General features: G+C 42.8%; 20 protein-coding genes. 13 read left to right on the forward strand and 7 right to left on the reverse strand.

The window, feature by feature from the left end; genetic code table 11:
* Positions 1 to 134: 134 nt before the first annotated feature.
* From carB to carA, 3 genes are all read right to left on the reverse strand, one after another.
* Positions 135 to 3,404: a carbamoyl-phosphate synthase large subunit gene (carB, locus tag IPZ60_RS08185; protein WP_194197311.1), complete on the reverse strand. Its 3,270-nt coding sequence runs from the start codon at positions 3,402 to 3,404 to the stop codon at positions 135 to 137.
* A gap of 84 nt (positions 3,405 to 3,488) precedes the next feature.
* Positions 3,489 to 4,256, reverse strand: coding sequence for a hypothetical protein (locus IPZ60_RS08190; protein ID WP_194197312.1), 768 nt, complete (start codon positions 4,254 to 4,256; stop codon positions 3,489 to 3,491).
* 3 nt (positions 4,257 to 4,259) lie between these two features.
* Positions 4,260 to 5,486 carry a glutamine-hydrolyzing carbamoyl-phosphate synthase small subunit gene (gene carA / locus IPZ60_RS08195; RefSeq protein ID WP_194197313.1) on the reverse strand — a complete coding sequence of 409 codons (1,227 nt, stop codon included), beginning with the start codon at positions 5,484 to 5,486 and terminating at the stop codon, positions 4,260 to 4,262.
* A 663-nt stretch (positions 5,487 to 6,149) separates the two neighbouring features.
* Here carA and IPZ60_RS08200 point away from each other — a divergent pair.
* The gene (locus tag IPZ60_RS08200) at positions 6,150 to 6,686 is read left to right on the forward strand and encodes a gamma carbonic anhydrase family protein (protein WP_194197314.1); all 537 of its coding nucleotides are present in this window, start codon (positions 6,150 to 6,152) and stop codon (positions 6,684 to 6,686) included.
* Positions 6,687 to 6,799: 113 nt separating this feature from the next.
* Here the strand turns inward: IPZ60_RS08200 and IPZ60_RS08205 are convergent, their stop codons facing one another.
* Positions 6,800 to 7,249, reverse strand: a complete 450-nt coding sequence (locus IPZ60_RS08205; protein WP_194197315.1) for a hypothetical protein — start codon at positions 7,247 to 7,249, stop codon at positions 6,800 to 6,802.
* A 236-nt stretch (positions 7,250 to 7,485) separates the two neighbouring features.
* Between IPZ60_RS08205 and IPZ60_RS08210 the strand changes: the two genes are divergently transcribed.
* From IPZ60_RS08210 to IPZ60_RS08220, 3 genes are all read left to right on the forward strand, one after another.
* Entirely contained in the window at positions 7,486 to 8,187 is a 702-nt protein-coding gene (locus IPZ60_RS08210; RefSeq protein WP_194197316.1) for an HAD family phosphatase, read from the forward strand.
* 116 nt (positions 8,188 to 8,303) lie between these two features.
* Positions 8,304 to 9,399, forward strand: a protein-coding gene (gene prfB / locus IPZ60_RS08215; RefSeq protein ID WP_194197317.1) for a peptide chain release factor 2 whose coding sequence is annotated in 2 segments (ribosomal slippage) — positions 8,304 to 8,375 and positions 8,377 to 9,399 — 1,095 coding nt in all. Because the reading frame shifts where the segments join, the coding sequence is not laid out codon by codon here.
* A gap of 61 nt (positions 9,400 to 9,460) precedes the next feature.
* Positions 9,461 to 9,745, forward strand: coding sequence for a pyrimidine/purine nucleoside phosphorylase (locus tag IPZ60_RS08220; protein WP_194197318.1), 285 nt, complete (start codon positions 9,461 to 9,463; stop codon positions 9,743 to 9,745).
* A gap of 112 nt (positions 9,746 to 9,857) precedes the next feature.
* Here IPZ60_RS08220 and IPZ60_RS08225 read toward each other — a convergent pair whose 3' ends face one another.
* The gene (locus IPZ60_RS08225; protein ID WP_227669288.1) at positions 9,858 to 10,295 is read right to left on the reverse strand and encodes a GNAT family N-acetyltransferase; all 438 of its coding nucleotides are present in this window, start codon (positions 10,293 to 10,295) and stop codon (positions 9,858 to 9,860) included.
* Positions 10,296 to 10,489: 194 nt separating this feature from the next.
* Here IPZ60_RS08225 and IPZ60_RS08230 point away from each other — a divergent pair, with 194 nt between their 5' ends.
* The 9 genes from IPZ60_RS08230 to IPZ60_RS08270 all read left to right on the forward strand — a co-directional run bounded on the left by IPZ60_RS08230 (position 10,490) and on the right by IPZ60_RS08270 (position 25,257).
* Complete coding sequence (locus IPZ60_RS08230) at positions 10,490 to 11,608, forward strand: DNA topoisomerase IB (protein WP_194197320.1); 1,119 nt, start codon at positions 10,490 to 10,492, stop codon at positions 11,606 to 11,608.
* A gap of 287 nt (positions 11,609 to 11,895) precedes the next feature.
* Complete coding sequence (locus tag IPZ60_RS08235; protein ID WP_194197321.1) at positions 11,896 to 13,599, forward strand: AMP-binding protein; 1,704 nt, start codon at positions 11,896 to 11,898, stop codon at positions 13,597 to 13,599.
* Between the two features lie 81 nt (positions 13,600 to 13,680).
* Positions 13,681 to 14,460 carry an SDR family NAD(P)-dependent oxidoreductase gene (locus tag IPZ60_RS08240; protein WP_194197322.1) on the forward strand — a complete coding sequence of 260 codons (780 nt, stop codon included), beginning with the start codon at positions 13,681 to 13,683 and terminating at the stop codon, positions 14,458 to 14,460.
* 128 nt (positions 14,461 to 14,588) lie between these two features.
* Entirely contained in the window at positions 14,589 to 15,170 is a 582-nt protein-coding gene (locus tag IPZ60_RS08245; RefSeq protein WP_194197323.1) for a murein L,D-transpeptidase family protein, read from the forward strand.
* A gap of 478 nt (positions 15,171 to 15,648) precedes the next feature.
* On the forward strand, positions 15,649 to 18,246 hold the full coding sequence (clpB, locus tag IPZ60_RS08250; protein WP_194197324.1) for an ATP-dependent chaperone ClpB: 2,598 nt from the start codon (positions 15,649 to 15,651) through the stop codon (positions 18,244 to 18,246).
* 182 nt (positions 18,247 to 18,428) lie between these two features.
* Positions 18,429 to 19,682: a PQQ-dependent sugar dehydrogenase gene (locus IPZ60_RS08255; protein ID WP_194197325.1), complete on the forward strand. Its 1,254-nt coding sequence runs from the start codon at positions 18,429 to 18,431 to the stop codon at positions 19,680 to 19,682.
* A gap of 178 nt (positions 19,683 to 19,860) precedes the next feature.
* Complete coding sequence (locus IPZ60_RS08260) at positions 19,861 to 21,504, forward strand: BCCT family transporter (RefSeq protein WP_194197326.1); 1,644 nt, start codon at positions 19,861 to 19,863, stop codon at positions 21,502 to 21,504.
* 244 nt (positions 21,505 to 21,748) lie between these two features.
* Complete coding sequence (locus IPZ60_RS08265; protein WP_194197327.1) at positions 21,749 to 23,401, forward strand: BCCT family transporter; 1,653 nt, start codon at positions 21,749 to 21,751, stop codon at positions 23,399 to 23,401.
* A 200-nt stretch (positions 23,402 to 23,601) separates the two neighbouring features.
* Positions 23,602 to 25,257: a BCCT family transporter gene (locus IPZ60_RS08270; RefSeq protein WP_194197328.1), complete on the forward strand. Its 1,656-nt coding sequence runs from the start codon at positions 23,602 to 23,604 to the stop codon at positions 25,255 to 25,257.
* 220 nt (positions 25,258 to 25,477) lie between these two features.
* Here IPZ60_RS08270 and IPZ60_RS08275 read toward each other — a convergent pair whose 3' ends face one another.
* Positions 25,478 to 25,819 carry a hypothetical protein gene (locus IPZ60_RS08275; protein WP_194197329.1) on the reverse strand — a complete coding sequence of 114 codons (342 nt, stop codon included), beginning with the start codon at positions 25,817 to 25,819 and terminating at the stop codon, positions 25,478 to 25,480.
* 228 nt (positions 25,820 to 26,047) lie between these two features.
* Positions 26,048 to 26,404 (reverse strand): DUF3144 domain-containing protein, encoded by a 357-nt coding sequence (locus tag IPZ60_RS08280; RefSeq protein WP_110922764.1) that lies wholly within the window; start codon positions 26,402 to 26,404, stop codon positions 26,048 to 26,050.
* Positions 26,405 to 26,454 lie beyond the last annotated feature (50 nt).

The following is a 26,454-nucleotide window of genomic DNA, read 5'->3' on the forward strand; positions in this document are numbered from 1 at the left end:
TTTGGGTCTGTCTTTTCAAAGGTATTGTTTGATTAGAGCATTACTGTCATATAAAAACCAATTTCGCATGAGCTTTTACATAAGCCTGACTGTTATGCTTAATCTACTGAAATTATTCAGCCAAGTCAATAGAGCTAGGCAATAGTCTTTGCTTGTTCATGTAAATCTTGTAGCTTATAAACTTCGAATGGCAAGTCAATCGAATAAGATTTGCAAATGGCATCTGCCGCGCCCAATGTCGTGACATAGAATACTTTACCTTGTAGCGCGCTGCGGCGGATAGAGAATGAATCCTCTTGTGCCTGCTTGCCCTCAGTCGTATTGATGATAAGGTCAATGTTACCATTTTTCAATGCATCGACGATATGCGGACGGCCTTCGGTGACTTTGTTGATTTGCTTACATTCGATACCAGCATCGCTCAGTATTTTTTGTGTACCAGTGGTAGACACAATGTCAAAGCCAAAGTCTACAAGCTGACGCGCGATTGGAGCGATTTGCGCTTTGTCACTGTCACGTACTGAGATAAAGACGGTTTTGGTTTCGCCCTCAGTTGGTAGACCTGGCAGACGCTCATTACTACCGATGATGGCTTTGTAGAACGCTTCACCAAAGGTTTTACCAACGCCCATTACTTCACCTGTTGATTTCATCTCAGGGCTCAAGATTGGATCGACACCAGGGAATTTAGCAAATGGGAAGACCGCTTCTTTAACGGCATAGAATGCAGGAACAATCTCTTTGGTAAAGCCTTGGTCTTTGAGCGACGTACCAGCCATACAGCGAGCAGCAATTTGTGCCAATGAGGTACCAATGCATTTAGAGACAAATGGTACGGTACGGGCAGCACGTGGATTGACCTCAAGAATATAAATAGTTTCACCTTTTACGGCAAACTGTACGTTCATCAGGCCGATAACGCCCAGCTCTTTAGCCATAGCAATGGTCTGTGCGCGCATCACATCGCATAACTCTTTAGATAGCGAGTAAGGCGGTAGCGAACAGGCTGAGTCACCAGAGTGAACCCCCGCTTGTTCGATATGCTGCATGATGCCGCCAATCACGACGTCAGTACCATCACAAACACAGTCAACATCGACTTCGATGGCATCATCTAAGAAGCGATCTAGCAATACTGGTGCTTCGTTTGATGCTTGTACCGCAGTGCGCAGATAATGTCTTAGCTCATCTTCGTTATAGACGATTTCCATCGCGCGGCCACCTAGTACATAAGATGGGCGTACAACCAATGGATAGCCAACGTCTTTTGCTTTAACCAAGCCGTCTTCTAAGCTAGTCGCTAAGGCATTGGTTGGTTGGACAAGATTCAATTGTTGAATCATATGCTGGAAGCGTTCGCGGTCTTCAGCACGGTCAATCGCATCAGGGCTAGTACCAATGATTTTGACACCAGCAGCTTCAAGGGAGCGAGCCAGTTTCAATGGCGTTTGACCACCGAACTGTACAATGACGCCATCAGGATTTTCGATACGGACGATTTCTAGCACGTCCTCTAACGTGATTGGCTCAAAGTAGAGACGGTCAGAGGTGTCATAGTCAGTTGAAACCGTTTCTGGATTACAGTTGACCATGATGGTCTCATAGCCGTCTGCACGCATCGCAAGGGCAGCGTGTACACAGCAATAGTCAAACTCGATACCTTGACCGATGCGGTTAGGACCACCACCGATAACCATGATTTTTTTGTTATTGGTTGGGTTGGCTTCACATTCGCTGTCGTACGTTGAGTACATATAAGCGGTACTGGTAGAGAATTCTGCCGCACAAGTATCCACGCGTTTATAGACTGGATAAACGTTCAAATCCCAACGTTTTTTGCGCAGTTGCTTTTGCGAGACACCAAGCAATTTGGCTAGACGTAAATCTGATAAACCTTTACGTTTAAAGCGACGCAAGTTGTCTTCAGTTAAACCGCCAAAACCTAAAGTTTTAACTTGTGCTTCAGCTTTTACGATGTCTTCGATCTGTACCAAGAACCACGGGTCGATTTTGGTAAGATTAAAGACCTCATCGACGCTCATACCGATACGGAAAGCATCCGCAATATAATAAATGCGTTCAGGCGTTGGAATGGTTAAGCGATTATGAATCTCGCTACGGGCTTTGTCAGTACTAAGGCTACCGTCTTTGATAGCGGCAAAGTCAATTTGCTCATCAAAACCATCATTGCCAGTTTCCATACCACGTAATGCTTTTTGCATAGATTCTTGGAAGTTACGGCCAATCGCCATCACTTCGCCGACTGATTTCATCTGCGTTGATAAAACACTATCGGCTTGCGGGAATTTTTCAAAGTTAAAACGAGGTATCTTGGTCACAACATAATCAAGCGCAGGCTCAAAGCTTGCTGGTGTTTTGCCGCCAGTGATGTCGTTTTGCAATTCATCTAGGGTATAACCAATCGCCAGTTTTGCCGCGATTTTAGCAATCGGGAAACCAGTGGCTTTTGATGCCAATGCTGATGAACGCGATACGCGTGGGTTCATCTCGATGACGACCATGCGACCTGTATCAGGGTTGATACCGAACTGTACGTTTGAGCCGCCAGTTTCAACACCAATCTCACGTAGTACTGCTAATGAAGCATTACGCATGATTTGGTATTCTTTATCCGTCAAAGTCTGCGCAGGTGCAACCGTAATAGAGTCGCCCGTGTGCACGCCCATTGGGTCAAAGTTTTCGATGGCACAGATGATGATGCAGTTATCGTTTTTGTCACGAACCACTTCCATCTCGTATTCTTTCCAACCAATCAATGACTCATCGATAAGCAATTGATGGTTTGGAGATAAGTCAAAACCGCGCTCACAGATTTCAATGAACTCGTCACGGTTATACGCGATACCGCCGCCTGAACCACCCATGGTGAATGAAGGACGAATGATACATGGATAACCCATTTTTTCTTGGGTGGCAAACGCTTCTTCCATGGTTTCGGCAGTTTCGGCGCGTGGGCATTCAAGGCCGATACGCTTCATTGCTTTATCAAACAAGTTGCGATCTTCTGCCATCTCGATTGAGTCTTTGGTCGCCCCAATCAGTTCGCAATCATACTTGGTCAATATGCCATGCTTATCTAAATCTAATGCACAGTTTAGCGCTGTCTGTCCGCCCATCGTTGGCAGGATAGCATCAGGACGTTCCTTGGCAATGATTTGCTCCACAGTCTGCCAAGTAATTGGCTCGATGTAGGTCGCGTCAGCCATGACAGGATCGGTCATGATGGTCGCAGGGTTTGAGTTGACCAAGATGACGCGGTAACCTTCTTCTTTTAGTGCTTTACACGCCTGCGCGCCTGAGTAGTCAAACTCACATGCTTGGCCGATGACGATAGGGCCTGCGCCAATGATAAGAATGCTTTTTATGTCGGTACGTTTTGGCATAATATTTTTAAGTCCTATTTTGGCGGTTTGAGATTTATTTAAAATTTGTATAGATTAGATAGTTGAGTTGCATTCTATAAAAATTCATTTTCTATCAAGCATTTTATAGAACTCTTTATTAAAATCAGCAGTACATATGGTTGCAGTCCCATTTATAAATTTTGCTAAAATACCATTATCAAATTCGAAAGTGGTCAGCATTGGATAATTTGTTAAAAACGGTAAACCTGGAGACTCGTGAATATTTTGTAGAAGTTTCAAAAGTCGAGGGTTTTTTAACATCTTGTTGAGTTGCTGCTCATCCTTTGTTAGCAAGGTTTTTAGAGATGAGTCATTATCATTCATTGCTTTTAATGAATGTTCCCAAGTCTGAGCTAAAAGACTATAGTAATCCTTTATTAGCTGATTATTTAATAGCAACAATTTTTCGTTTAACTCTTCATCATTAATGGAATTTACATATATTAAGCTATAAGTTAGCAGATGCTCTGCATATTTTTTTGGAGTCCAATTATTTTGTAGGCATGTTAAATATGCCTTTTGATGCGGAGCAGTCACCTTTTCTATAGGATCATGCTCGTTCATGTTAGTTCGAAATTGCTTAAGATAACCGCTGTAATCGTATAAACCTAAAATAGCATTAGAAATTTTTTCAGCGTCTGCTCTTTTATTGTAAAATTTTGGATTGTTAGCGACTAAAACTCCTAAAGTAATAGGTGTGTCAATTGAATTATTGGCAACCAGTTTAGCAACCTGCTCTTTTGTATCTTCAGGCAATAAATTTCTTCTATCATCAGCATTAGCTACTGAAAAAGATATCAAGAACAAAATTGCTAAAACTAATTTCAACATTGACTATGCCTTTGCCATCATCTCAGCAAATTTATCAAACAATGGCGCGCAATCATGTGGACCAGGGCTGGCTTCTGGATGACCTTGGAAGCTAAAGACTGGCTTGTTGGTCAGCTCAATCCCTTGGTTGGTACCATCGAATAATGAGCGATGGGTAGATTTAACATTATCAGGTAGCGTGTCTTCATCAACTGCGAAACCATGGTTCTGGCTGGTAATCATAACCGTGCCAGCTGCCACATCTTGTACTGGATGGTTAGCACCATGATGGCCAGTTTTCATTTTGATGGTGTTTGCACCGCTGGCAAGACCGACCAGCTGATGACCTAAACAGATACCAAACGTTGGCACGTCAGTTTGTTCAATGATATGACGCACACTGTCTATAGCATAGCCACAAGCGGCAGGGTCACCAGGGCCATTCGATAAGAAGATACCGTCTGGATTCATCGCTAGCACGTCAGCGATAGGCGTTTGTGCTGGCACGACCGTTACATGGCAGCCGCGATCTACGAGCATGCGCAAGATGTTGGTCTTGGTACCAAAGTCATAGGCGACTACATTAAATTTGTGCTCAACGTGTGTGCCCAGTTGCTTGAAAAATCCGCCTGTACCGCTATCATGGCTACCAACGGCATCACGGTTAAGTAGGGTATCTGATAAATCCCATGTACCTGCTGTCCATTCGAACGTCTCTTTAGTACAGCATTCTTTTGCCAGATCCATGCCTTCAATACCGGCGAACTCTTGCGCCAATTTGATGGCTTTTTGCTCGTCATCACTGCTAATAGTCTCGCCATTAGAGGCTGTCATGATACAACCGTTTTGAGCGCCTTTATCACGTAGTAGACGAGTCAATTGACGGGTGTCAATCTCAGCGATGGCGACGGTATCATGGTTTTGTAAGTAGTCACTCAATGATTCTGAGTTACGGAAGTTTGAGGTAACCATGGTGGCATCACGAATGATGAGACCGTCTGCCCATACTTGATGACCATTACCAGACTCTGTGTCCTCGCTATTGGTACCAGTATTACCGATGTGCGGATAGGTTAGGGTCACTAGCTGACGAGCATAGCTTGGGTCAGTTAGGATTTCTTGATACCCTGTCATGGCTGTATTAAACACCACCTCACCGACACGATGACCGAGACTGCCGATACTCACACCGCGAAAAATCGTACCGTCTGCTAATGCCAAAATTGCTTGTATTTCTGCCGATGAATTCAAGGTTTGCCTCCGCTGTTATTGGTGAGTGCCGTAATTTCTCATGATTAAATTTCGGATTGAACGCAGCTTTTTATATCTCGATAATGACTATGAATTAAGAATAAAAAACAGCTAAACCCAAAATTTTTCCACAAAAAAGCGAGAAGACATTATTGATGGAAACTACAAAACCCACTAGATAGTGAATAGGTAACTTGCATCATGTCCGCTCGCTTAGGCACAGATTTTGCGCATTATATACAATATACACGCAGATAGCCAGTCGATTTTCTAACTTAACGGACACGGATTCCTCGTCTACCGTAAATATACAATATACTATCTGTTAAATAATTGTTTATAAAAGATTTCTGAAAAACAATATGTGAAAAACAGTATATGATAACCAACACTCTAATTGCGACGAGTGATTTTTCTATTCTTACGGTCTAAAGGGTGATTTTTTCTAAGTGATTACTTGTTCTAAATGAGTAGCTACAACGGTCATAATAGCCTAAGTGGAACTAGATACTTCTTACGATGACTGGTACAACCATCATACTAGGCTGAATAGCACTAGATTTTGATAGAAGGCTTTGCCACAATAGAGGGTATTATTGACTGATATAGAATGACAGCTGTCTATCATTAGGTCGGTATGAAAAACAATAACAAGGAGTGGTTATGATTTATCAATATTTAGACAAGGTGCCTAAATTTGCTCTGCCTTTTAATGGTTGGGTAGCAGATTCTGCGCAAGTTATCGGCGATGTGTACTTGGGACATCAAGCCAATATTTGGTTTGGTGCGGTACTCCGCGGTGACAATGAACTGATTCATATCGGTGACTATAGCAACGTGCAAGAAAACAGTGTGATTCATACTGATGCAGGTATTGAGGTGAAAATCGGCAATTATGTCACCATTGGGCATTTAGCGATGCTGCATGGCTGCGAAGTCGGTGATAACAGTTTGATTGGTATTGGTGCAGTGGTATTAAATAATGCCAAAATCGGCAAAAACTGTATCATTGGTGCTAAAGCATTGGTGACGGAAGGCAAGGTTATTCCAGATAACTCATTAGTGATGGGCGCACCAGCAAAAGTGGTGAAAACATTAACAGATGAGCAAGCCTCGATGCTGAAATTGTCAGCGATGCATTATGCGGAACGTTGTCAGAAGTTTAAAACAGGCTTAAAAGAAATCGCAATGCCTGATTAATTAGTACGGGGCGAGCGATCAGTACAGCGGAAGCGATCAGTAGTGAATAAAAATAAAAGGATGGTAGTCTATTGTTCCATCCTTTTTATATTCTTATAATATGATGCCAGTGGTTATGCCATGAGCATCATAACCAGCCAAATAACGGCAAAGATAATGATACCTATAATGAGTCCGCGAAAAATATCATGACTGATAGAGGTGTCATCGAGATAAGGATTATGGTTAGCAGTTTCGTCGATATGTAATGCGTTGACGCTCTCAGCACCTGCGTTTTTACCAACGATGAGTCCTATCAATACGCCAAGCGCGAGCATAAATGGGGTGAATAGCCAAAAAATTTCACCATTACCAAGACCAGCTATTGAGCGAATGACAACAATGGCAAGGTCGATAAGTAAGCCACCAAAGCCATACATCAAGCCATTCAAGAGCGCATAGAACACACGGTCTAAAGGTGATTGATAAGCATCACCCAATCGACGTTGTCTGATCTCTCTGATAGAGCGAGCTGGGCGGTGCGGTCTATTAGGTAAGCTGGTTTTGTTATCATATGCTTTCATAAGGTTCTCTGGGTTGCTTATTAAGTCCTCTAGACCCGTTATAAAATGGGCTAAAGAAATAATTTACCATAATTATGTCTAGCAAACAGTAGTGTTCTAGCAAATTTACTGAGTAAACGTTATATCCATAAAACCGACTATATTGAAGGCTTCAGAGCAAATATGGTCGATATAACCCTTAATGACCATTAATCCTACTCACCCTCAAATTTTTCAAAAAATAATAAGGCTTCGCTATGCAAGCATCTCACACCCAAAACACTAAAAAAGAACTGGCACTATTTGATTTAGATCATACTTTGCTCGATGTCGACAGCGACTATCTGTGGGGTGAATATATCGTTAATAATGGTCTGGTCGATGAGGCGCAATATCGCACCGCCAATCAAGAATTTTATGAGCAATATATAGCAGGCACGCTCGATGCCACCGAGTACAATGAATTTGTCGCCCAGTTTTTGACCACGTTACCCTTGGCGCGTTTGCATGAGTTGCGTGAAGATTATATCAAACGCGAAATCGAACCGCATATTCGTCCAAAAGCGATGGAAGTGTTGTGTCAACACATTGAGAAGGGTCATGCTGTGGTGATTATCTCTGCCACCAATGATTTTGTGGTGTCTGCCATTGCCAAACGTTTCGGTATAGAAGCCGCCAATGTGTTATCCACACCGCTTGAGATAAAAAACGAGCGTTATACGGGCAAGTTAGCGGACAAGCCCAACTTTAAAGAAGGTAAGATATATCATCTAGACAAATGGGTGAATAAGCAGCAGTTGGCTGGGGTTACCTTTGAGAAAACATATGCGTATTCAGATTCTAAAAATGATATTCCATTACTTGAATGGGCGGATGTGGCAATTTGTGTGTCGCCGGACGATGCGCTACATGCTCATGCGTTAGCGCATCACTGGGCAGTAGAAGATTGGTCGATTTAGGTTATTTAACGCTATTTAATATATAAGCGGTACTAATTAGCCAACTATTTAGCCTCAATCTCATTTAAAATAACGGCATATCCGTTAGATAATTATTTAAAAAAACAGGAACATTTATGGAAATCAATCCGTATCAAGAGCAAATCAAAGATTTATCAGAGCGTGGGCAGGACTTGCGGAGGTATCTTTGACTTCGATGGTAAGCAAGAGCGCTTAGAAGAAGTCAATTTGGAATTAGAAAATCCTGAGCTGTGGAACGATCCAGAGCGAGCGACCAAGATTAATAAAGAAAAAAGCTATCTTGATGGTGTCATCGATGTGGTAGTGTCACTTGAGACGACATTAGAAGATGCGTCTGCCATGCTAGAGCTGGCGGTAGAAGAAGACGATGAATCACTGCTCGCTGATGTGCAGACCGAGCTAGATAATGCTGAAAAACGTGTGGCTGACTTAGAGTTCCGCCGGATGTTCAGCGGAGAGATGGATCCAAATAACTGCTACTTGGATATCCAATCAGGTAGTGGTGGTACAGAAGCACAGGATTGGGCTGAGATGCTGCTGCGTATGTATACACGCTGGGCAGAGGCGCATAATTTCAAAGTTGACGTGATTGAAGTGTCATCAGGTAGCGTCGCGGGTATTAAGTCAGCTACGATTGAGATTAAGGGTGATTATGCCTTTGGTTGGTTGCGTACCGAGATTGGTGTCCACCGTCTAGTACGTAAGTCGCCATTCGATAGTAATAATGGTCGTCATACCTCGTTTGCTGCGGTGTTTGTCTCACCTGAAATCGATGATAATGTCGAGATTGATATCAATCCGGCTGACCTGCGTATCGATACCTATCGCTCATCTGGCGCGGGTGGTCAGCATGTGAACACGACAGATTCTGCGGTACGTATTACCCATGAGCCAAGTGGTGTGGTCGTCACTTGTCAGAACGAGCGTAGTCAACATGGTAACAAAGCCACTGCGATGAAAATGCTACGTGCTAAGCTGTATGAGCTGGAAATGCAAAAACGTATGGAATCACAGCAAGCGGTGGAAGATGGTAAGTCTGACGTCGGCTGGGGCAGTCAAATTCGCTCGTACGTACTTGACGACTCTCGTATCAAAGACTTGCGTACTGGTGTTGAAACCTTTAACACTGGTGCTGTACTAGATGGTGACCTCGATCAGTTCATTGAAGCGAGTCTAAAAGCAGGACTGTAAAAGGCCGTTTTAAATAAGCAGCCGTTTTAAAATAGTAATCAATATTTAATTAAGGAAAATTATGCCAAGCGTTAATAATTATTTTGATGATAAAGTGACTTCTATCGCCTTTCAGACAGCGACTAAGTCTGCTACTGTCGGTGTCATGGAAATTGGTGAGTATGAGTTTGGTACTAGCGAATTTGAAACCATGAGTGTGGTGAGCGGCGCGTTGACCGTTAAGTTGCCAGAAAGTGACGAGTGGCAAACTTTTAATGCTGGCGAGCAGTTTACGGTTGAAGCCAATCAGAAGTTTCAAGTAAAAGTGGCCGTAGAAACAGCATATCTATGCGTTTACGGTAAATAATGTCTAAGCTGCTTTAATCTAAAGTCGTATTGATACAAAGAACGCCAAGTGTTTAACACTTGGCGTTTTTTATTTGCTCATTCATTATAAACTATAAGACAGGTAGTACAAATCATAGGTTTTTACGATACTGCACCATGTCCGTTAAGCTTGCGACTTTGTCATATAGTTGGCGTGCATCAGCATTACTTTCTTGTGTTTTCCAATAGACGTGGTTGCAGCCTTTTTGAGTAGCAAAGTCATACACATATTCAATCAAGGCCCTTCCAATACCTTGCCCGCGAATAGATTCACTAACATACAAATCTTGCAGGTAGCAACATCCAGTACTGGTCCAAGTGCTGGGATGCAGCACCACATGAGTGATACCTACCAATGTATCACCCTGCCATGCGCCAAATCCATAAATAGGTACATTGCTATCTAGCAAGTTGCGCCATGTTGTGTCAGTCGTGCTCATGGGCAAGCTGGTCTCATAAAAGGTTAGGTAGTTTTGCCACAATGTTAACCAAAAGTCGTAATCTGCATTAGATAATGAAGTGATTTTCATAGAAGTGTTTTTCATTGTGTATTATTCAACTTAAGTTTTGATAGTCGTTAAATTATGACCTAAAATTCAATAGTTGAGAACCCTGCCATCCGCTTAGTTTTACACAGGATTACACTTTGCCCGTGGCAAGTAAACAGTAAAAATAGCCGTCATTAATTATGCTAAAACGACTATTTTATGAGACGAGTATTTTTATGACCAAGGTAAATCATCAGGCAGATACAGCAGTAGATGTGCGCCATAACTATGAACATCTGGCTCGTTTGGCGAATTTGCGCTACGTGAGTGATAATGAGCCTGGTTATGAGCGCCGACGCTGGGGTCGCGGTTTTACTTATAAGGATGCCACTGGTAACACGGTCAAAGACAAAGCATTGCGCAAGCGTTTTGATGCGTTGGTGATACCACCGATGTGGTCAAACGTTTGGATATGCCAAGATGAAACAGGGCATCTACAGTCGACAGGACGTGATGACAAAGCGCGCAAACAATACTTGTATCATCCAGAGTGGGATCGCGTACGTGATCGAGCGAAGTTTGATGCCATGATTGGCTTTGCAGAGGCGCTACCGAATCTACGTGCTCAGGTTGAATTAGATTTGGATGCGAAACCCTTGTCACGAGCTAATGTGCTCGCCGCGGTAGTCAAACTGTTAGAGACTACCTTAATTCGTATTGGCAATAGCCGTTATGCGAAGCTTAATAAAAGTTATGGTTTAAGCACGCTACGCAGCAAGCATGTAAATGAAACGGACAATGGACTGGCGTTTGATTTCGTCGGAAAAAGTGCAAAAGAGCACCATATTGAGCTACAAGACGAGCGTTTGATTGACATTGTACAGGCATGTTCTGAATTACCTGGCTATCAGATATTTAAATACTTAGATGATAGCGGTGTTAAGCAAGTCGTCGACAGCGCCGATATCAATGATTATATACGCACCCATACCGGCTGTAGTGATGGCAATAGCAATATGTATAGCGCCAAGGATTTCCGGACTTGGATGGCCAGTGTCCTCGCAGTCAGTCATTTATATGATGAGCTACAAACAGCACATGGAAAAACAATATTAGCCAGTGAGCCTAAAAGCGCTGAGCGCCAGCAACTGGTCGTTGATATGGTAAAAAGTGTGGCAGCAGAGCTAGGTAATACGCCGACTGTATGCCGCGCATCTTATATTCATCCCGTCGTTATCGATCAATTTTTAGCGGGTCAGTTTTTTGAGCTGTACAAAAATGCCCATCGTGGACGTACCAAAAAACATCAAAGCAGTGAAGAAAAGGCGCTACTAGGCTTTTTAAGCATACGATAGTAGGCTCACTATAAAACCTTAGGACGTTCACCTTGCTAGCCATACTAGACATCACTTAGGATGATACTCCTTGTATCGAAGTAATGGCACATTGGCTATAGAATGAATTTATATTTCTATAAAAATTAGTATTTACTATGAAAGTGATACGTTATGTATTGAAATAAACATAAAAATGCGTTACTAATAGGACATGATAAATACGAAGATATTAAACGGTCTATAGGATGTGACCGTTTTACAATCACCATTTTACCAGTTATCTGTTATTGCTAAAGGATTAGCTTATGAATACGGCCTTTCAAACTGCTACGATCGTTGATGTAGACGCTACTATCACACCAAAAAACTATACTGATTATTATAATAACTTCGACATGAACGCGCTGCTGTCAGAAATCTTTGGTAAGCATGTGGACGATCGTCTGAATGCTTATATGGCTTGCTGTGGTCGTCATGTACGTGACGGTCGCGGTGATAACATTGCGCTCGTACATGAAGATACCTCCGGCAACGTGACTCGTATGAGCTTTGCTGAGCTAGATGCGGCGAGTGCGCAAGTCGCTAACTTACTACTGTTTTATGGCGTACAAGTCGGTGACCAAGTCGCGACCATGCTACCGCGTACGCCTGAGTTACTCATCGTTGTATTAGCAACTTGGCGTATCGGAGCCGTATACCAGCCGTTATTCACCGCGTTTGGTTATGATTCAATTAAGTATCGAATGGACAAAGCCAATACCAAAGTTGTTTTTACCAATCAAGAAAACCGTGGCAAATTTGAAGATTTGGCCGATCAAACCAAAATGGTCATGGTAGGTAGCGTAGAGGATGCTCAGACTTGGGGTGATGATCACTATGCCGAGTCAATGGCAGCGAAATCAAAAACTCTAGCACCTGTATCGCTTGATACTAATGCACCATTTTTGCAAATGTTTACCTCAGGTACAGTCGGTAAATCAAAAGGCGTCAGCGTTCCATTGGCCGCGTTATCTACTTTTTATCTGTATATGCGCTATGCGATTGATTTGCGCGACGATGATAATTATTGGAATATGGCCGATCCTGGTTGGGCGTATGGATTGTACTACGCCATTACGGGGCCCTTATTGTTAGGTATCACTACTTATTTCAATGAAGCGGGCTTTGATGCTACTCATACCCGTGACTTCATGGTGCGTCATCAGATTACCAATTTGGCGTCTTCACCGACTGCCTTTCGTATGATGAAATCTAGCGGTGTGTTTGAGCATTCACATAACGATGCCAATGCCAAACTATCTCTACGCTGTGCGAATTCAGCAGGAGAGACACTCAATACTGAAGTCGTCAGCTGGCTAGAAACCTATCTGGGCTGCCAAGTGAAAGACCAATACGGGCAAACAGAAACGGGTATGACTTGCTGTGCCCATCATGCACTGGCACATAAGAGTCCCGTTGGCTCGATGGGTATGGCGTTACCGGGGCATACATTGGTGGTATTAAATGATGACATGCAAGTATTGCCTGATGGTGAGCAAGGACAGCTAGCAGTCGTGGTCAGCCAATCACCTGCATTTTATTTCCGTGGCTATAGCTGGAACGAAAAACAAGCCTTTGTAGATGATTACTATCTGACAGGCGATGTGGTCGAGCGCCACAGTGATGGCAGCTATTGGTTCTCAGGACGGGATGATGACATCATTATTACTGCAGGTTACCGAGTAGGGCCGACCGATGTCGAAAATACGGTACTCGAACACGACGCAGTCGCAGAATCAGCAGCCGTTGGTGTGCCAGATGAGGTGCGCGGGCATACCATCAAGTCTTATGTGGTGCTAAAAGACGGTATCACTGGGAGTGAGAAGATTGCCAAAGAAATCCAAGATTTGGTACGTAAGCGTCTATCCACTCATGCGTATCCGCGTGAGGTTGAGTTTGTGACAGAATTACCCAAAACACCAAGTGGCAAAATTCAGCGCTTCTTACTACGTAGTCTGTCTGCCACATAAGGTCTTTATAAATTCTTTAACAGCGCGATAATCTATCCATATAAAAGTATTTAATAAAAATAGCAATTTAAAGGAATAATTATGCAAATTGAAAAACACAGCTTTTTGGTGACGGGTGGTGCATCAGGTCTAGGCGAGTCAGTGGCTCGTGCTATCGTAGAGCAAGGCGGCAATGTCGTTATCGCTGACCTAAACGAGTCAGCTGGGCAAACATTGGTCGCTGAGCTAGGCAATAATGCACGCTTTGTGCGCTGTGATGTCACCAGTGGTGATGAGGTGCAAGCGGCTGTGGATATGGCCGAAAGAGAATTTGGCGGCTTACAAGGTTCTATCAACTGTGCAGGTATCGCTGTCGTACAAAAGCTGCTGGATCGTGACAATAATCCAGCAGACCTTGATTCATTCAGCCGCGGTGTTAATATCAATCTAGTCGGTTCATTTAACGTGGCACGCTTGGTCGCGGCCAGTATCGCTAAGCGCGTGGTTAATGATAGCAGTGTTGAAAAGAATTCAGATCAAGGCATTATTATCAATACCGCATCTATCGCAGCCTTTGATGGGCAAGTGGGGCAAGCCAGTTATTCATCATCTAAAGCGGGCGTGGTCGGTCTGACTTTACCGTTAGCGCGTGAGTTGGCTCGTCATGGTATTCGCGTGATGACTATCGCACCTGGTGTATTTGCCACACCGATGATGGATACTATTCCTGAAAAAGCTCGTGAGCAGCTAGAGGCAGGTGTTCCTTATCCTAAGCGTTTGGGTGCGCCAAATGAGTTTGCTAAATTGGCTGTCCATATCATTGATAATGCCTATCTAAATGGAGAAGTCATTCGCTTAGATGGCGCGATTCGTATGGTGTAGTTATCTGTTTTGAATGAATGACTGAGTATTTGCCATTTTCCATATTATTTACACATTAGCAAGCGCCATGCTTTGATACATTATGATTAACTGTATTTAACGTTATTAATATCATAAAGGGTCAACTCATGGCATTCTTGCGTAATCGTACTCATCATTTATTACTTATCTTGGTTGGTCTTGGAGTGGTTACGGTTATCAGCAGCAGCGTTTTTAATTATATGACACGCGCGTCTGCGAGTAATAGTACCTTTGATAATCCAAATAACCAGCCTATCGCTGATGTGGTGATTGATAAGGTGTTCGTTGATAAATCCGAACGCCGTTTGCAATTATTGAGTGGCGATGACGTGATTCGTACGTATCACATTGCATTGGGCGATAGTCCTGTTGGACATAAACAGCAAGAGGGCGATCAGCGCACCCCAGTTGGCATCTATACATTAGATTATAAAAACGAGAACTCTATTGCCCATCGCTCTATCCATATCAGCTACCCCAATGCTGCCGATAAAGCACACGCCAAGCAACTGGGTGTCAGTCCAGGTGGAGATATTATGATTCATGGTCAGATGAATGGCTTTGGTCATTTGGCTGCTATCAATCAAAAATATGATTGGACCGATGGCTGTATCGCCGTTACTGACGACGAGATGGATGAGATTATGGCAGCAGTAACGCTTGGTACTTCTATCGAAATTGTCGAGTAGGGCTGTTCACTGTGTTCTGATACAGTCAATCCTGTATAAATCAGAGAACGTGTCAGGAATACTCTATTTACTGTCTGCATTGCTTTCACTCTTTAATGATTTCGTTCTTTAATACTGCTACTCACTTCCACTCATTCTCCTTATATCCGTATTATCTTCAACTGACTAGCTAATCTTAAAACGACTACCCATCATTCATATTTACTCTTGTACTAATAATGCTTTTGCATGGTTAAGCTGTGTCTATTTATATTTATTTAATGGTGCATCTACTCTAAACGAATTTTAAATTTATCTTAAGAATATAATTAAAATATATTAATAAATAAGTGGTATGATATATCATCATTAATAGTAAGGTTTTATTTGATAATTGGCTTGAAATACTTATGTATATACCTTATATAAATGACAGATAACAGTAAGCGCTAAACCATAAAACAGCTATTGTAAATACTAATTATAAAAGGATAGAAACATGAGATTTGAGAAATTTACCCAAAAACTGCAATCTGCTATTCAAGAAGCACAAAGCCTAGCCTTAGGCCGCGATCATACAGGTATCGATCCTGTGCATCTGCTTGCGGTATTGCTACAAGATGAGTCTAACTTGTCTATCTGCCAACAAGCAGGTGCTTCTATTCCTGCTCTAAAAAATGGCGTGGCAAAGGCGCTTGACGGTCAAGCAACGATTTCGGAGCCAACAGGTGATGTCAATCTAAATCCAAACTCAGTCAAAATTCTAAATTTAGCAGACCGTCAAGCACAGAAAGAAGGTGATGATTTTATTGCCACTGAATGGGTAATGTTGGCACTGTCTGAGCAGGGCGAAACCAAAAAGATATTTGAAAGTGCTGGCGTGACAGCAAGCAAATTAAAAGTGGTCATTGAGCAGTTGCGCGGCGATGATACCGTCAATAATCAAAACGCTGAAGATCAACGTGATGCACTCAATAAATATACGATCAATCTGACTGAACAAGCAGAGCTTGGCAAGCTGGATCCAGTGATTGGTCGTGACGAAGAAATTCGCCGTACCATTCAGGTGTTGTCACGTCGTACCAAAAATAATCCTGTACTCATTGGTGAGCCGGGCGTTGGTAAGACGGCTATCGTCGAAGGCTTGGCGCAAAAAATCATCAATGGTGATGTGCCAGAAGGTCTGCGTCGTAAAGAAGTGTTGTCATTAGACTTGGGCGCTTTGATTGCAGGGGCAAAATTCCGCGGTGAGTTCGAAGAGCGACTCAAAAGTGTATTGAGCGATTTGGCCAAGCAAGAAGGCAACGTCATCTTATTTATCGATGAGCTGCATACCATGGTCGGTGCTGGTAAATCTGAAGGCGCGATGGATGCTGGCAATATGCTAAAACCTGCACTGGCACGTGGTGAGCTACACTGTGTTGGTGCAACGACATTAGATGAGTATCGCAAGTATATTGAAAAAGATGCGGCGCTTGAACGTCGTTTCCAAAAAGTGTTGGTCGATGAGCCAACGGTTGAAGACACCATTGCGATTTTGCGAGGTCTCAAAGAGCGCTATGAGCTGCATCATGGGGTCGACATCCAAGACAGTGCCATCATTGCGGCTGCACGCATGAGCCACCGCTATATTACCGATCGCAAGTTGCCAGATAAGGCGATTGACTTAATTGACGAAGCAGCCAGTCGTCTGCGTATGGAGATGGATAGTAAGCCTGAAGCCCTAGGTAAGCTCGATAGTCGCTTAATTCAGTTAAAAATGCAGCGTGAAGTACTCAAGAACGAAGAAGACGCTGGTGCACAGGCAGAGCGTAAAGTACTGAATGCACAAATTGAAGAGCTTGAAAAAGAGTACGCGGATCTAAATGAAATTTGGCAAGCAGAAAAAGCGCTGGTCAAAGGCAGTCAGCAGCTAAAAGACGAGCTAGATAAGGCTCGTATTGCGTATGACAAAGCCAGTCGTGAAGGTGACTATGAGACCATGAGTAAGCTGCAATACGAAACCATTCCGCAGCTAGAGCGCCGTATCACTGAGTCTGACTTGGCAGAACAAAAAGAGCAAACAGGCGAAGGTAGTGGCGTCAAGCTACTACGTAACAAAGTCACAGACAATGAGATTGCGGAAGTGGTTGCGGCTGCCACAGGTATTCCCGTCAACAAAATGATGCAAGGCGAGCGTGAAAAAATGCTAGCAATGGAAGAAAAACTCCATGAGCGTGTGATTGGTCAAGATGAGGCGGTCGAATCGGTAGCAAATGCGGTACGCCGTAGCCGAGCGGGTTTGTCTGATCCTAACCGTCCTTCTGGCTCGTTCTTATTCCTTGGGCCTACAGGGGTCGGTAAAACTGAGCTGACCAAGTCATTGGCGAACTTCTTGTTTGATAGTGAAGATTCGATAGTGCGCATCGACATGAGTGAGTACATGGAAAAACACAGTGTCAGTCGATTGGTTGGTGCGCCTCCAGGTTATGTTGGCTACGAAGAAGGCGGTGCGTTGACTGAGGCTGTTCGCCGTAAGCCTTATAGTGTGATTTTGTTTGATGAAGTCGAGAAAGCGCATCCTGATGTGTTCAATATATTATTACAAGTATTGGATGATGGGCGTTTGACTGACTCACAAGGTCGTGTGGTTGATTTCAAGAATACGGTGATTATTATGACCAGTAACTTGGGTTCGCATAAGATTCAAGAAATGGTCGGCGAAAGCTACGAGGATATCAAAGCTGAGGTGATGGATTCTGTTGGTCAGCATTTCCGCCCAGAGTTCGTCAACCGTATCGATGAGATTGTGGTCTTCCATCCACTTGGTATGTCACAAATGGCAGGAATTGCTTCTATCCAGTTAGATCGTTTGCGTCAACGTTTACATGATCGTGAGATGGATATCGAGCTATCAGCGGATGCGATGAACAAGTTGGTTGCGGTCGGCTATGATCCTGTGTATGGTGCGCGCCCGCTCAAACGTGCCATTCAGCAAGAGATTGAAAACCCATTGTCATTGAAGCTGTTGGCGGGTGATTTTGTGGCAGGAGATATCATCAAAGTCGATGTCGGCTCTGATGACAAGCTGAGCTTCAATAAACTCAGAATGAGCTAAGATCTAAGACAAACAGACCGTTTTCTTGATAAAACTAGCCCCTTATTTACCTATATTTTATATAGGTAAATAAGGGGTTTTTATGTTGTGGGCTATTATTATTTACCGTTTTCATGCTTTTACTATGTTATAAATAACCTAAGTACTCATAAGACGAATGTAAAATAAATGGAGATTACAACATGGCGATAATCAACAAAAAATATCTAAGTGCACCATTAACTTTACCGATTATATTAGTGACATTGCTGATGAGCACGTCTGCTTGCTCCAATCAGTCAGTAGTCAATACCAATGAAGATCTGGCAGAATACAAGGACGCCAAAACCTCGGATGCTCATTCTTCTATGAGCGCTGATAAACCAGAATTTTCCACTGAAATCATTGCTACTTTTGATGAACCTTGGGCGATGACAGCGTTACCTAAAGCAGATAATTCACCACAAAAAATCTTGGTGACACAAAAGACAGGTGAGTTATTTATAGTTGATACCACAACAGGTGCGAAGACAGCAGTGACTGGCGTACCAGCAGTCGCTTATGGCGGGCAAGGAGGACTGGGTGATGTCATTATTGCACCAGATTTTGCTAGTACCAATAACATATATGTTAGCTATGTTGAAGCAGGGGAAGGTGCTGATAGTGGTAAATTTGGTGCGAAAGTCATCAAGGCAACATTGATAGATTTAGATACCAGTACGCCAAGTTTGCAAGCCATTATGCCAATCTGGGAGCAATCTCCAAAAGTAAAAGGGCAAGGTCATTACAGTCATCGCCTCTTATTTTCACCTGATGGGCAATATTTATACGTCAGTTCAGGCGAGCGCCAAGAAAAAACCCCAGCGCAAGATATGAGTGTCAATCTAGGTAAAATTATACGTCTAAATGCTGACGGATCTATCCCAGCAGACAATCCATTTTCGAATGATACAAATGACATCGCCAAGCAGTTTTGGACGATAGGTCATCGCAATATATTGGGTATGGCATTCGATGACAGCGGACAGTTATGGGCGCACGAGATGGGCCCAAGAGGCGGTGATGAGTTTAATCTGATTAAAAAAGGTAAAAACTATGGCTGGCCGCTCGTGTCTAATGGCCGAAATTATTCGGGGGTTGATATCCCTGATCATGATACTCAGCCTGAGTTTGAAGCACCTGAGATTACATGGACCCCAGTCATATCACCTTCATCGATGAGTGTTTACTCTGCGGGTACAGTGGATGACTTTCCAGAGTGGCAAGGCAATATGCTGATTAGTGGTTTATCGTCTAAAGCGCTTATCGTAGTGGGCATAAGTGAAGACAATACCGCCGCTGAGCGTTATCGCTATGACATGGGTGAGCGTATACGCAGTGTGCTAGCAGTAGATGGGCAAGTGTGGACACTTGAAGACGGTAATGATGCACAATTACTCAGATTATTGCCCAAATAACATCGAAATAACATCGAATTAACGATATATTTACCTACCTGTGTATTTAATTATTTTAATAAAACTATTAAATTCTTTTAGAGTAAATTAATAGTTTTAACAAGTTTTATTTTGTAATTGATTGATAGTTAAGACCTATTTTGTTAAGGTAACGTTCCTTGAAACTTGAGACTTGCACATGGAAGAAGTAAAAGTAGGCAGATTAGGACCTTTTCCACGGGTAAGTAAACCTGTGTTTATTACATCGTCACTGCTGATTATTGGCTTTATTATTTTCGGTGCGTTTTTCACCGAAACAGCAGGGGCTGTTTTTAGTTTTTTACAAAATTTTATTACGGATAAATTCGGCTGGCTATTTATTATCCTAGTCAATACTTCGCTCGTGCTTTGTATTTACTTGGCAATGAGTCGCTATGGTGATATTCGACTGGGCAACCAGACTGAGCAGCCACAGTACAATCTGTTCTCTTGGATTGGCATGCTATTCTCTGCAGGTATTGGTATTGGTCTGGTTTATTGGGGTACAGCAGAGCCGCTGTATCACTTTATGGCACCACCAATGGGCGATGCCGAGACAGTAGAAGCCGCCAAGCAAGCAATGAATATCTCATTTATGCATTGGGGTCTACACGCTTGGGCGATTTATACGATTGTAGCGCTATCTTTAGCGTATTTCCATTTCCGTCGCGGCCTACCACTATCGATTCGATCTACTTTGTATCCTTTACTCGGTAAAAAGATCTATGGTCGTTGGGGACACACGGTCGATATCTTGGCTGTGTTTGGTACGATGTTTGGTGTGGTTACCTCGCTTGGGCTTGGGGTTATGCAGATCAACTCTGGACTCGAAAAGCTGTTTGGTATTCCTAATAGTCTTACCGTACAGTTTGGCTTGATCGCTTTCATTACAGCGCTCGCGGCAGCTTCAGTCTTGATGGGTTTGGATAAAGGTATTAAGCGTTTAAGTGATATCAATATTGGTTTCACTATCGTCTTATTAGCGTTTATGGTCATCTTAGGACCAACGCTGTTTATCTTTGATAGCTTTATCGAAAACATCGGCAACTATCTGACCGTGATTGTGCCACTAGGTACGTGGGGCGAGTCTTATAGCGGGACAGATTGGCAGAGTAGTTGGACGATATTTTATTGGGCATGGTGGGTTAGCTGGGCACCATTCGTTGGTATCTTTATTGCCCGTATCTCTCGTGGTCGTACTATCCGTGAATTTACGCTTGGGGTGTTGTTGATCCCAATGCTTATCTTGTTCTTCTGGTTTACCACCTTTGGCGGCGTTGCTGTTCATATGGAGCTTGCTTCTGCTTTGTCAGGTGTTAGTCCAGGATTGGTTGAAGCAGTACAAGCGGATTCTGGTAGTGCCATCTTTAAGTTGGTTGAGTACTACCCATTGGCAAAACCGATTACGCTACTGATTGTCGTTATGATTATGCTATGGTTTGTGACCTCGTCAGATTCTGCTAGCTTTGTCATCGATATGTTGACTGCTGGTGGCGATACCAACCCACCAAAAATCCAGCGCTTATTTTGGGCAACGACAGAAGGCGTTATCGCTGCTATTTTGCTAGCGGCTGGTGGACTGTCTGCTCTACAGGCGGCAGCGATCGTAGCGGGACTGCCGTTTGCCTTAGTGGTCTTTGTCATGATGTATGCGTTACTGCGTGGTTTAAGTCGCGATCGTCTGATTCTATACAGAGCGCAACAAGGCTTTATTACGGATGAGTCAGCAGACCATAACTCAGCGAATGAATTCGTTGATGAGCATCTGCTAAAAGGGCCACCTAAAATTGTTAAAGGTGATTAAGAAGTAGATAGCATCAAGACAGCTACTTAAGCTTTTAATAGAAGAAGCCCCAATTTATTTTTAAATTGGGGCTTCTTTATTGGGTGAAGATATTTAAATTTATTCCGAACAAATTCGGATTGTTGAAAGATTATTACTGCAATGTTACTACGATTTCTATACATTCGGCAGTATTTACATGGTGTTATATTTAGTGATTCGTTCATACCTTGGTATGGTTACGCTCTTTTTTGGGGATATACCTATGGATCATGTAAAAGTTGGCAGGTTTGGCCCTTTTCCGCGGGTAAGTAAACCTGTTTTTTTGACTTCAGCATTACTTATTATTATATTTATTGTTCTTGGCGTTTTTTTTACTGAAGCTGCCGGTACGCTATTCAGTTTTTTACAAGGCTTTATTACCGATAAATTTGGTTGGTTTTTCATTATTCTCGTTAATGTGGCCTTAGGACTTTGTGTTTATTTGTCTATGAGCCGTTATGGCGATATTCGCCTTGGCGCTCAAACTGAGACACCACAGTACAGTTTATTCTCGTGGATCGGCATGCTGTTTTCTGCTGGTATCGGTATTGGACTTGTTTACTGGGGTACAGCAGAGCCTTTATATCACTTTATGGCACCACCACTCGGTGAAAAGGAGACGATAGAAGCCGCCAAGCAGGCGATGAACATTACCTTCTTACATTGGGGTGTGCATGCTTGGGCATTGTACGCAATTGTGGGATTGTCTTTAGCCTATTTCCATTTTCGCCGTGGCTTACCACTATCGATTCGCTCAACCCTTTATCCTATATTGGGTAAAAAGATATATGGCTCGTGGGGCCATGCAGTTGATATTTTAGCTGTATTCGGTACGATGTTTGGTGTGGTCACGTCACTCGGTCTTGGAGTTATGCAAATTAACTCAGGGCTTGAGAAATTATTTGGTATTCCTAATAACCTCACAATACAAATCGCTCTGATTGCCTTTGTTACTGTTTTAGCCGCATGTTCTGTCATGATGGGCTTGGATAAGGGTATCAAGCGTCTAAGCGATGTGAACATCGGTTTAACGGCTATTCTGCTTAGTTTTATGGTTGTCTTAGGGCCGACGCTTTTCATTTTTGATAGCTTCCTAGAAAATATCGGCAACTATCTTTCAGTAGTTGTGCCATTAGGTCTGTGGGGTGAGTCTTATGAAGGTCAAGATAACTGGCAGTCAGCATGGACGATATTTTATTGGGCATGGTGGGTAAGTTGGGCACCATTTGTCGGCGTGTTTATTGCTCGTATCAGCCGTGGTCGTACGATTAGAGAGTTCTTACTTGGGGTATTACTTATCCCTATGACCATATTGTTCTTTTGGTTTTCAACTTTCGGCGGCGTTGCTATTCATATGGAGCTTCTCGCTGCTATTGATCCAGCATTGGTTAGTCCTGGATTGGTCGAGGCGGTACAAACAGATTTTGGTAGTGCAATTTTTAAATTGGTTGAGTACTATCCATTGGCCCAACCTATCACGTTCATGATTGTAATTATGATTGTATTGTGGTTCGTGACCTCATCAGATTCAGCAAGTTTTGTCATTGATATGCTGACCGCAGGTGGTGATACCAATCCGCCAAAGATTCAACGTTTATTTTGGGCAAGCACTGAAGGCGTCATTGCTGCTGTTTTGCTGGCCGCTGGTGGATTGAGCGCGTTACAAGCAGCAGCTATCGTAGCAGGATTGCCATTTGCTGTGGTTATATTTGCAATGATGTATGCGCTACTGCGTGGTTTGAGTCGCGATCGACTGATACTATATAGAGCGCAGCAGCATTATATTACTGAAGAGTCAGCAGATCATAACTCGGCAGATGAATTCGCTGATGAGCATCTACTAAAAGGACCGCCTAAGATTGTAAAAGGCGACTGATAATCAGAGATAATTAATAATTATTGCAGAATTTATTATAGATTAACTTGCATTGATTGTTAGTAACGTTCGAAAAAACCCTAAGATACGCAGGTATCTTGGGGTTTTTTATATTTTCAATTGTAATGAATATCTGCTTAGATTTGATAGTTTGTGCATATCTTGTTAAGGTAGCCACCCCAAAAAATTGAGATTACGACATGGATCATGTGAAAGTTGGTCGATTAGGCCCTTTTCCACGGGTAAGTAAACCCGTGTTTTTAACTTCAGCGTTGTTAATTCTTGCGTTTATTATCTTCGGTGCTCTCTTTAGTGAGCAAGCGGAGTTAGTCTTTGGTCACGCAAAAGCCTTTGTGTCTTTACGCTTTGGCTGGTTTTTTATTGTGGTTGTCAACTTAACATTGGTGATGAGCATCTATATGATATTTAGTCGTTATGGCGATATCAGGCTTGGTCATCAAAATGAGAAACCAGAATACAATCTAATATCCTGGATTGGCATGCTGTTTTCAGCCGGTATCGGTATCGGGCTGCTTTATTGGGGAACAGCTGAACCGTTGTACCATTTTATGGCGCCGCCATTAGGAGAAGCTGAAACGGTCGCTGCTGCCAAACAAGCGATGAATATATCGTTTCTACATTATGGTCTACATGTATGGGCGCTATATGGCATGGTTGCGCTATCGCTTGCTTATTTTCATTATCGAGTAGGTTTACCACTGGCTATCCGTTCGACACTTTATCCAATATTGGGTAAAAAAATCTACGGCGGTTGGGGTCATACGGTGGACACACTAGCCGTATTCGGTACGATGTTTGGTGTCGTGACGACGCTTGGCTTAGGTGTATTACAGATTAACTCAGGTCTTGAGACTTTATTTGGTATTCCTAATAACACGACCGTGCAGATTATTCTCATTGGCTTGATTACGGTGTTATCAGGATTGTCACTGTTTATGGGACTGGATAAAGGTATCAAGCGTTTGAGTGATATCAATATTTTATTCACCGTCGTACTACTGAGCTTTGTGATTATCTTAGGCCCTACGCAGTTTATCTTTAATAGTTTTGTCGAAAACATCGGTAACTATTTACATGAAATTGTACCCTTAGGGCTTTGGACTGAGTCTTATAGAGGTGAAGAAAACTGGCAGTCTTCATGGACGATATTCTATTGGGCATGGTGGATAAGCTGGTCACCATTCGTTGGTGTGTTCGTTGCTCGTATTTCACGTGGCCGTACTATTCGTGAGTTTATATTAGGGGTGTTGTTGATCCCTATTACTATCTTGTTCTTATGGTTTACCGCTTTCGGTGGTTCTGCAGTGCATATGGAACTGATGGCCGCAGCGGACCCTAGTATAGTGAGTCCTGGTCTTATCGAAGCAGTACAAACCGATACTGGCAGCGCTATCTTTAAGCTAATGGAATCTTATCCATTAACTTCAGCCGTGAACTTACTCATTGTTGTGATGATTGTATTGTGGTTTGTGACGTCATCAGATTCGGCGAGTTTTGTGATTGACATGCTGACCTCTGGTGGCGATGCCAATCCACCAAAGATTCAGCGTCTGTTTTGGGCAGGTACAGAAGGTGTTATTGCGGCCGTACTGTTGACAGCAGGTGGTCTGAGTGCGTTGCAAGCAGCCTCTATCGTTTCAGGTTTCCCTTTTGCTATCGTCATCGTTGTTATGATGTACTCGTTAATACGAGGCTTGAGTCGAGATCGTCTAATACTATATCGTAATCAGCAATGGTTCGTCACCGAAGAGTCAGCAGAGCACAACTCAGCCAACGAGTTCCGTGATGAAGACTTGCTAACAGGCCCACTTGATCTTGAAGACTCTAAAAATTAAATGATAAGTTAATCGAAAGCAATATTTAAAAGCCCCCACTTATGATTAAGTGGGGGCTTTTTATATCATTCAGCTATTCTTTATTTTAATCTAAATCATCTATATATAGTGAGTTCAACATAATTTGAATACAAGGCAACCGAGTGTAGGTGTATAGGTGATACTTCAAACGAGGTTAACGCTGTAATATTTTTATAGTGGAATGGCTATATATGCAAGGTTATGAGCATTGTCCTTTCACATAGCCTAATGCCGTCGTTGTACCGCATGCTGAGCATGAGTTGCCCGCAGTACGATAATTAAATCCTGAATCAGATTTCACTTTGACACAGACAGGATCGTATTGTGCGGTACACATCGTTTGCTCAGGATTGTAGGGCGGGCATTTGGTAAAAGGATTGTCGCTAGACATCGGTTGGCGATGCTCAGTGCTATGAATAGGGTAGGTGGCTGTATCAGGCGTATCAATGCCTTGGATATTGCTACAGCCAGTTAACGCGATGGCTGCGGATAAGCCTAATAATGACACGCACGATCGCCATGATTTGAGTAAGTGGTTCATAATAATATGTCCTTATAGAAGATAAAGTTCGATAAATCCCTGTTATCGATAGTCAGCTTCAACCATGTTATGAATCAAGTGGTTTCCATCCATAGTAGCCTATTTATAAGCAGTCATCTACTAAATCATGATGAACAAAAAACCCAAGCTTAATCATAAACTTAGGTTTAATTTTTATTACTATAATGGCTTTCATCGCTTTGCGAGATTTAGCGAAACGCCACCGTGCTATTTGGCTGCTTTGTCATCTTGATTAAGCTGAACATATTTATCAAAGTTCTGCGCATAATCCGTTAGGTTGTCGCTCAGCATTTGGCGATATTGCTTCACATAAAACTCAACGATATCGTCTTTTTCTTTGGCAAAATCATCACCTTTGACAAAACCGATGGAAGCGACTGATGCGCTGTAACGGGCGGCTGCATACAATAAAGAAGCGCCTACTTGTCCTGAATGTGCTTCAGGGCCTAGCTGGCTGTTTGCGATACCAATGATGGCATCAGCACGTTGGTAAAATGCCTGCATTTCAGGGGTGATTTCGACGTTGGTATCAACTTCGTTGCCTTGAGTCGTGTCTTGAGACATGAGCTGCTCCTAATAAGTATCAGTAAATGAATTTTCTAAAAACGGTCTGT

This window comes from Psychrobacter sp. NG25, from assembly GCF_015234355.1.
Lineage (GTDB): Bacteria > Pseudomonadota > Gammaproteobacteria > Pseudomonadales > Moraxellaceae > Psychrobacter.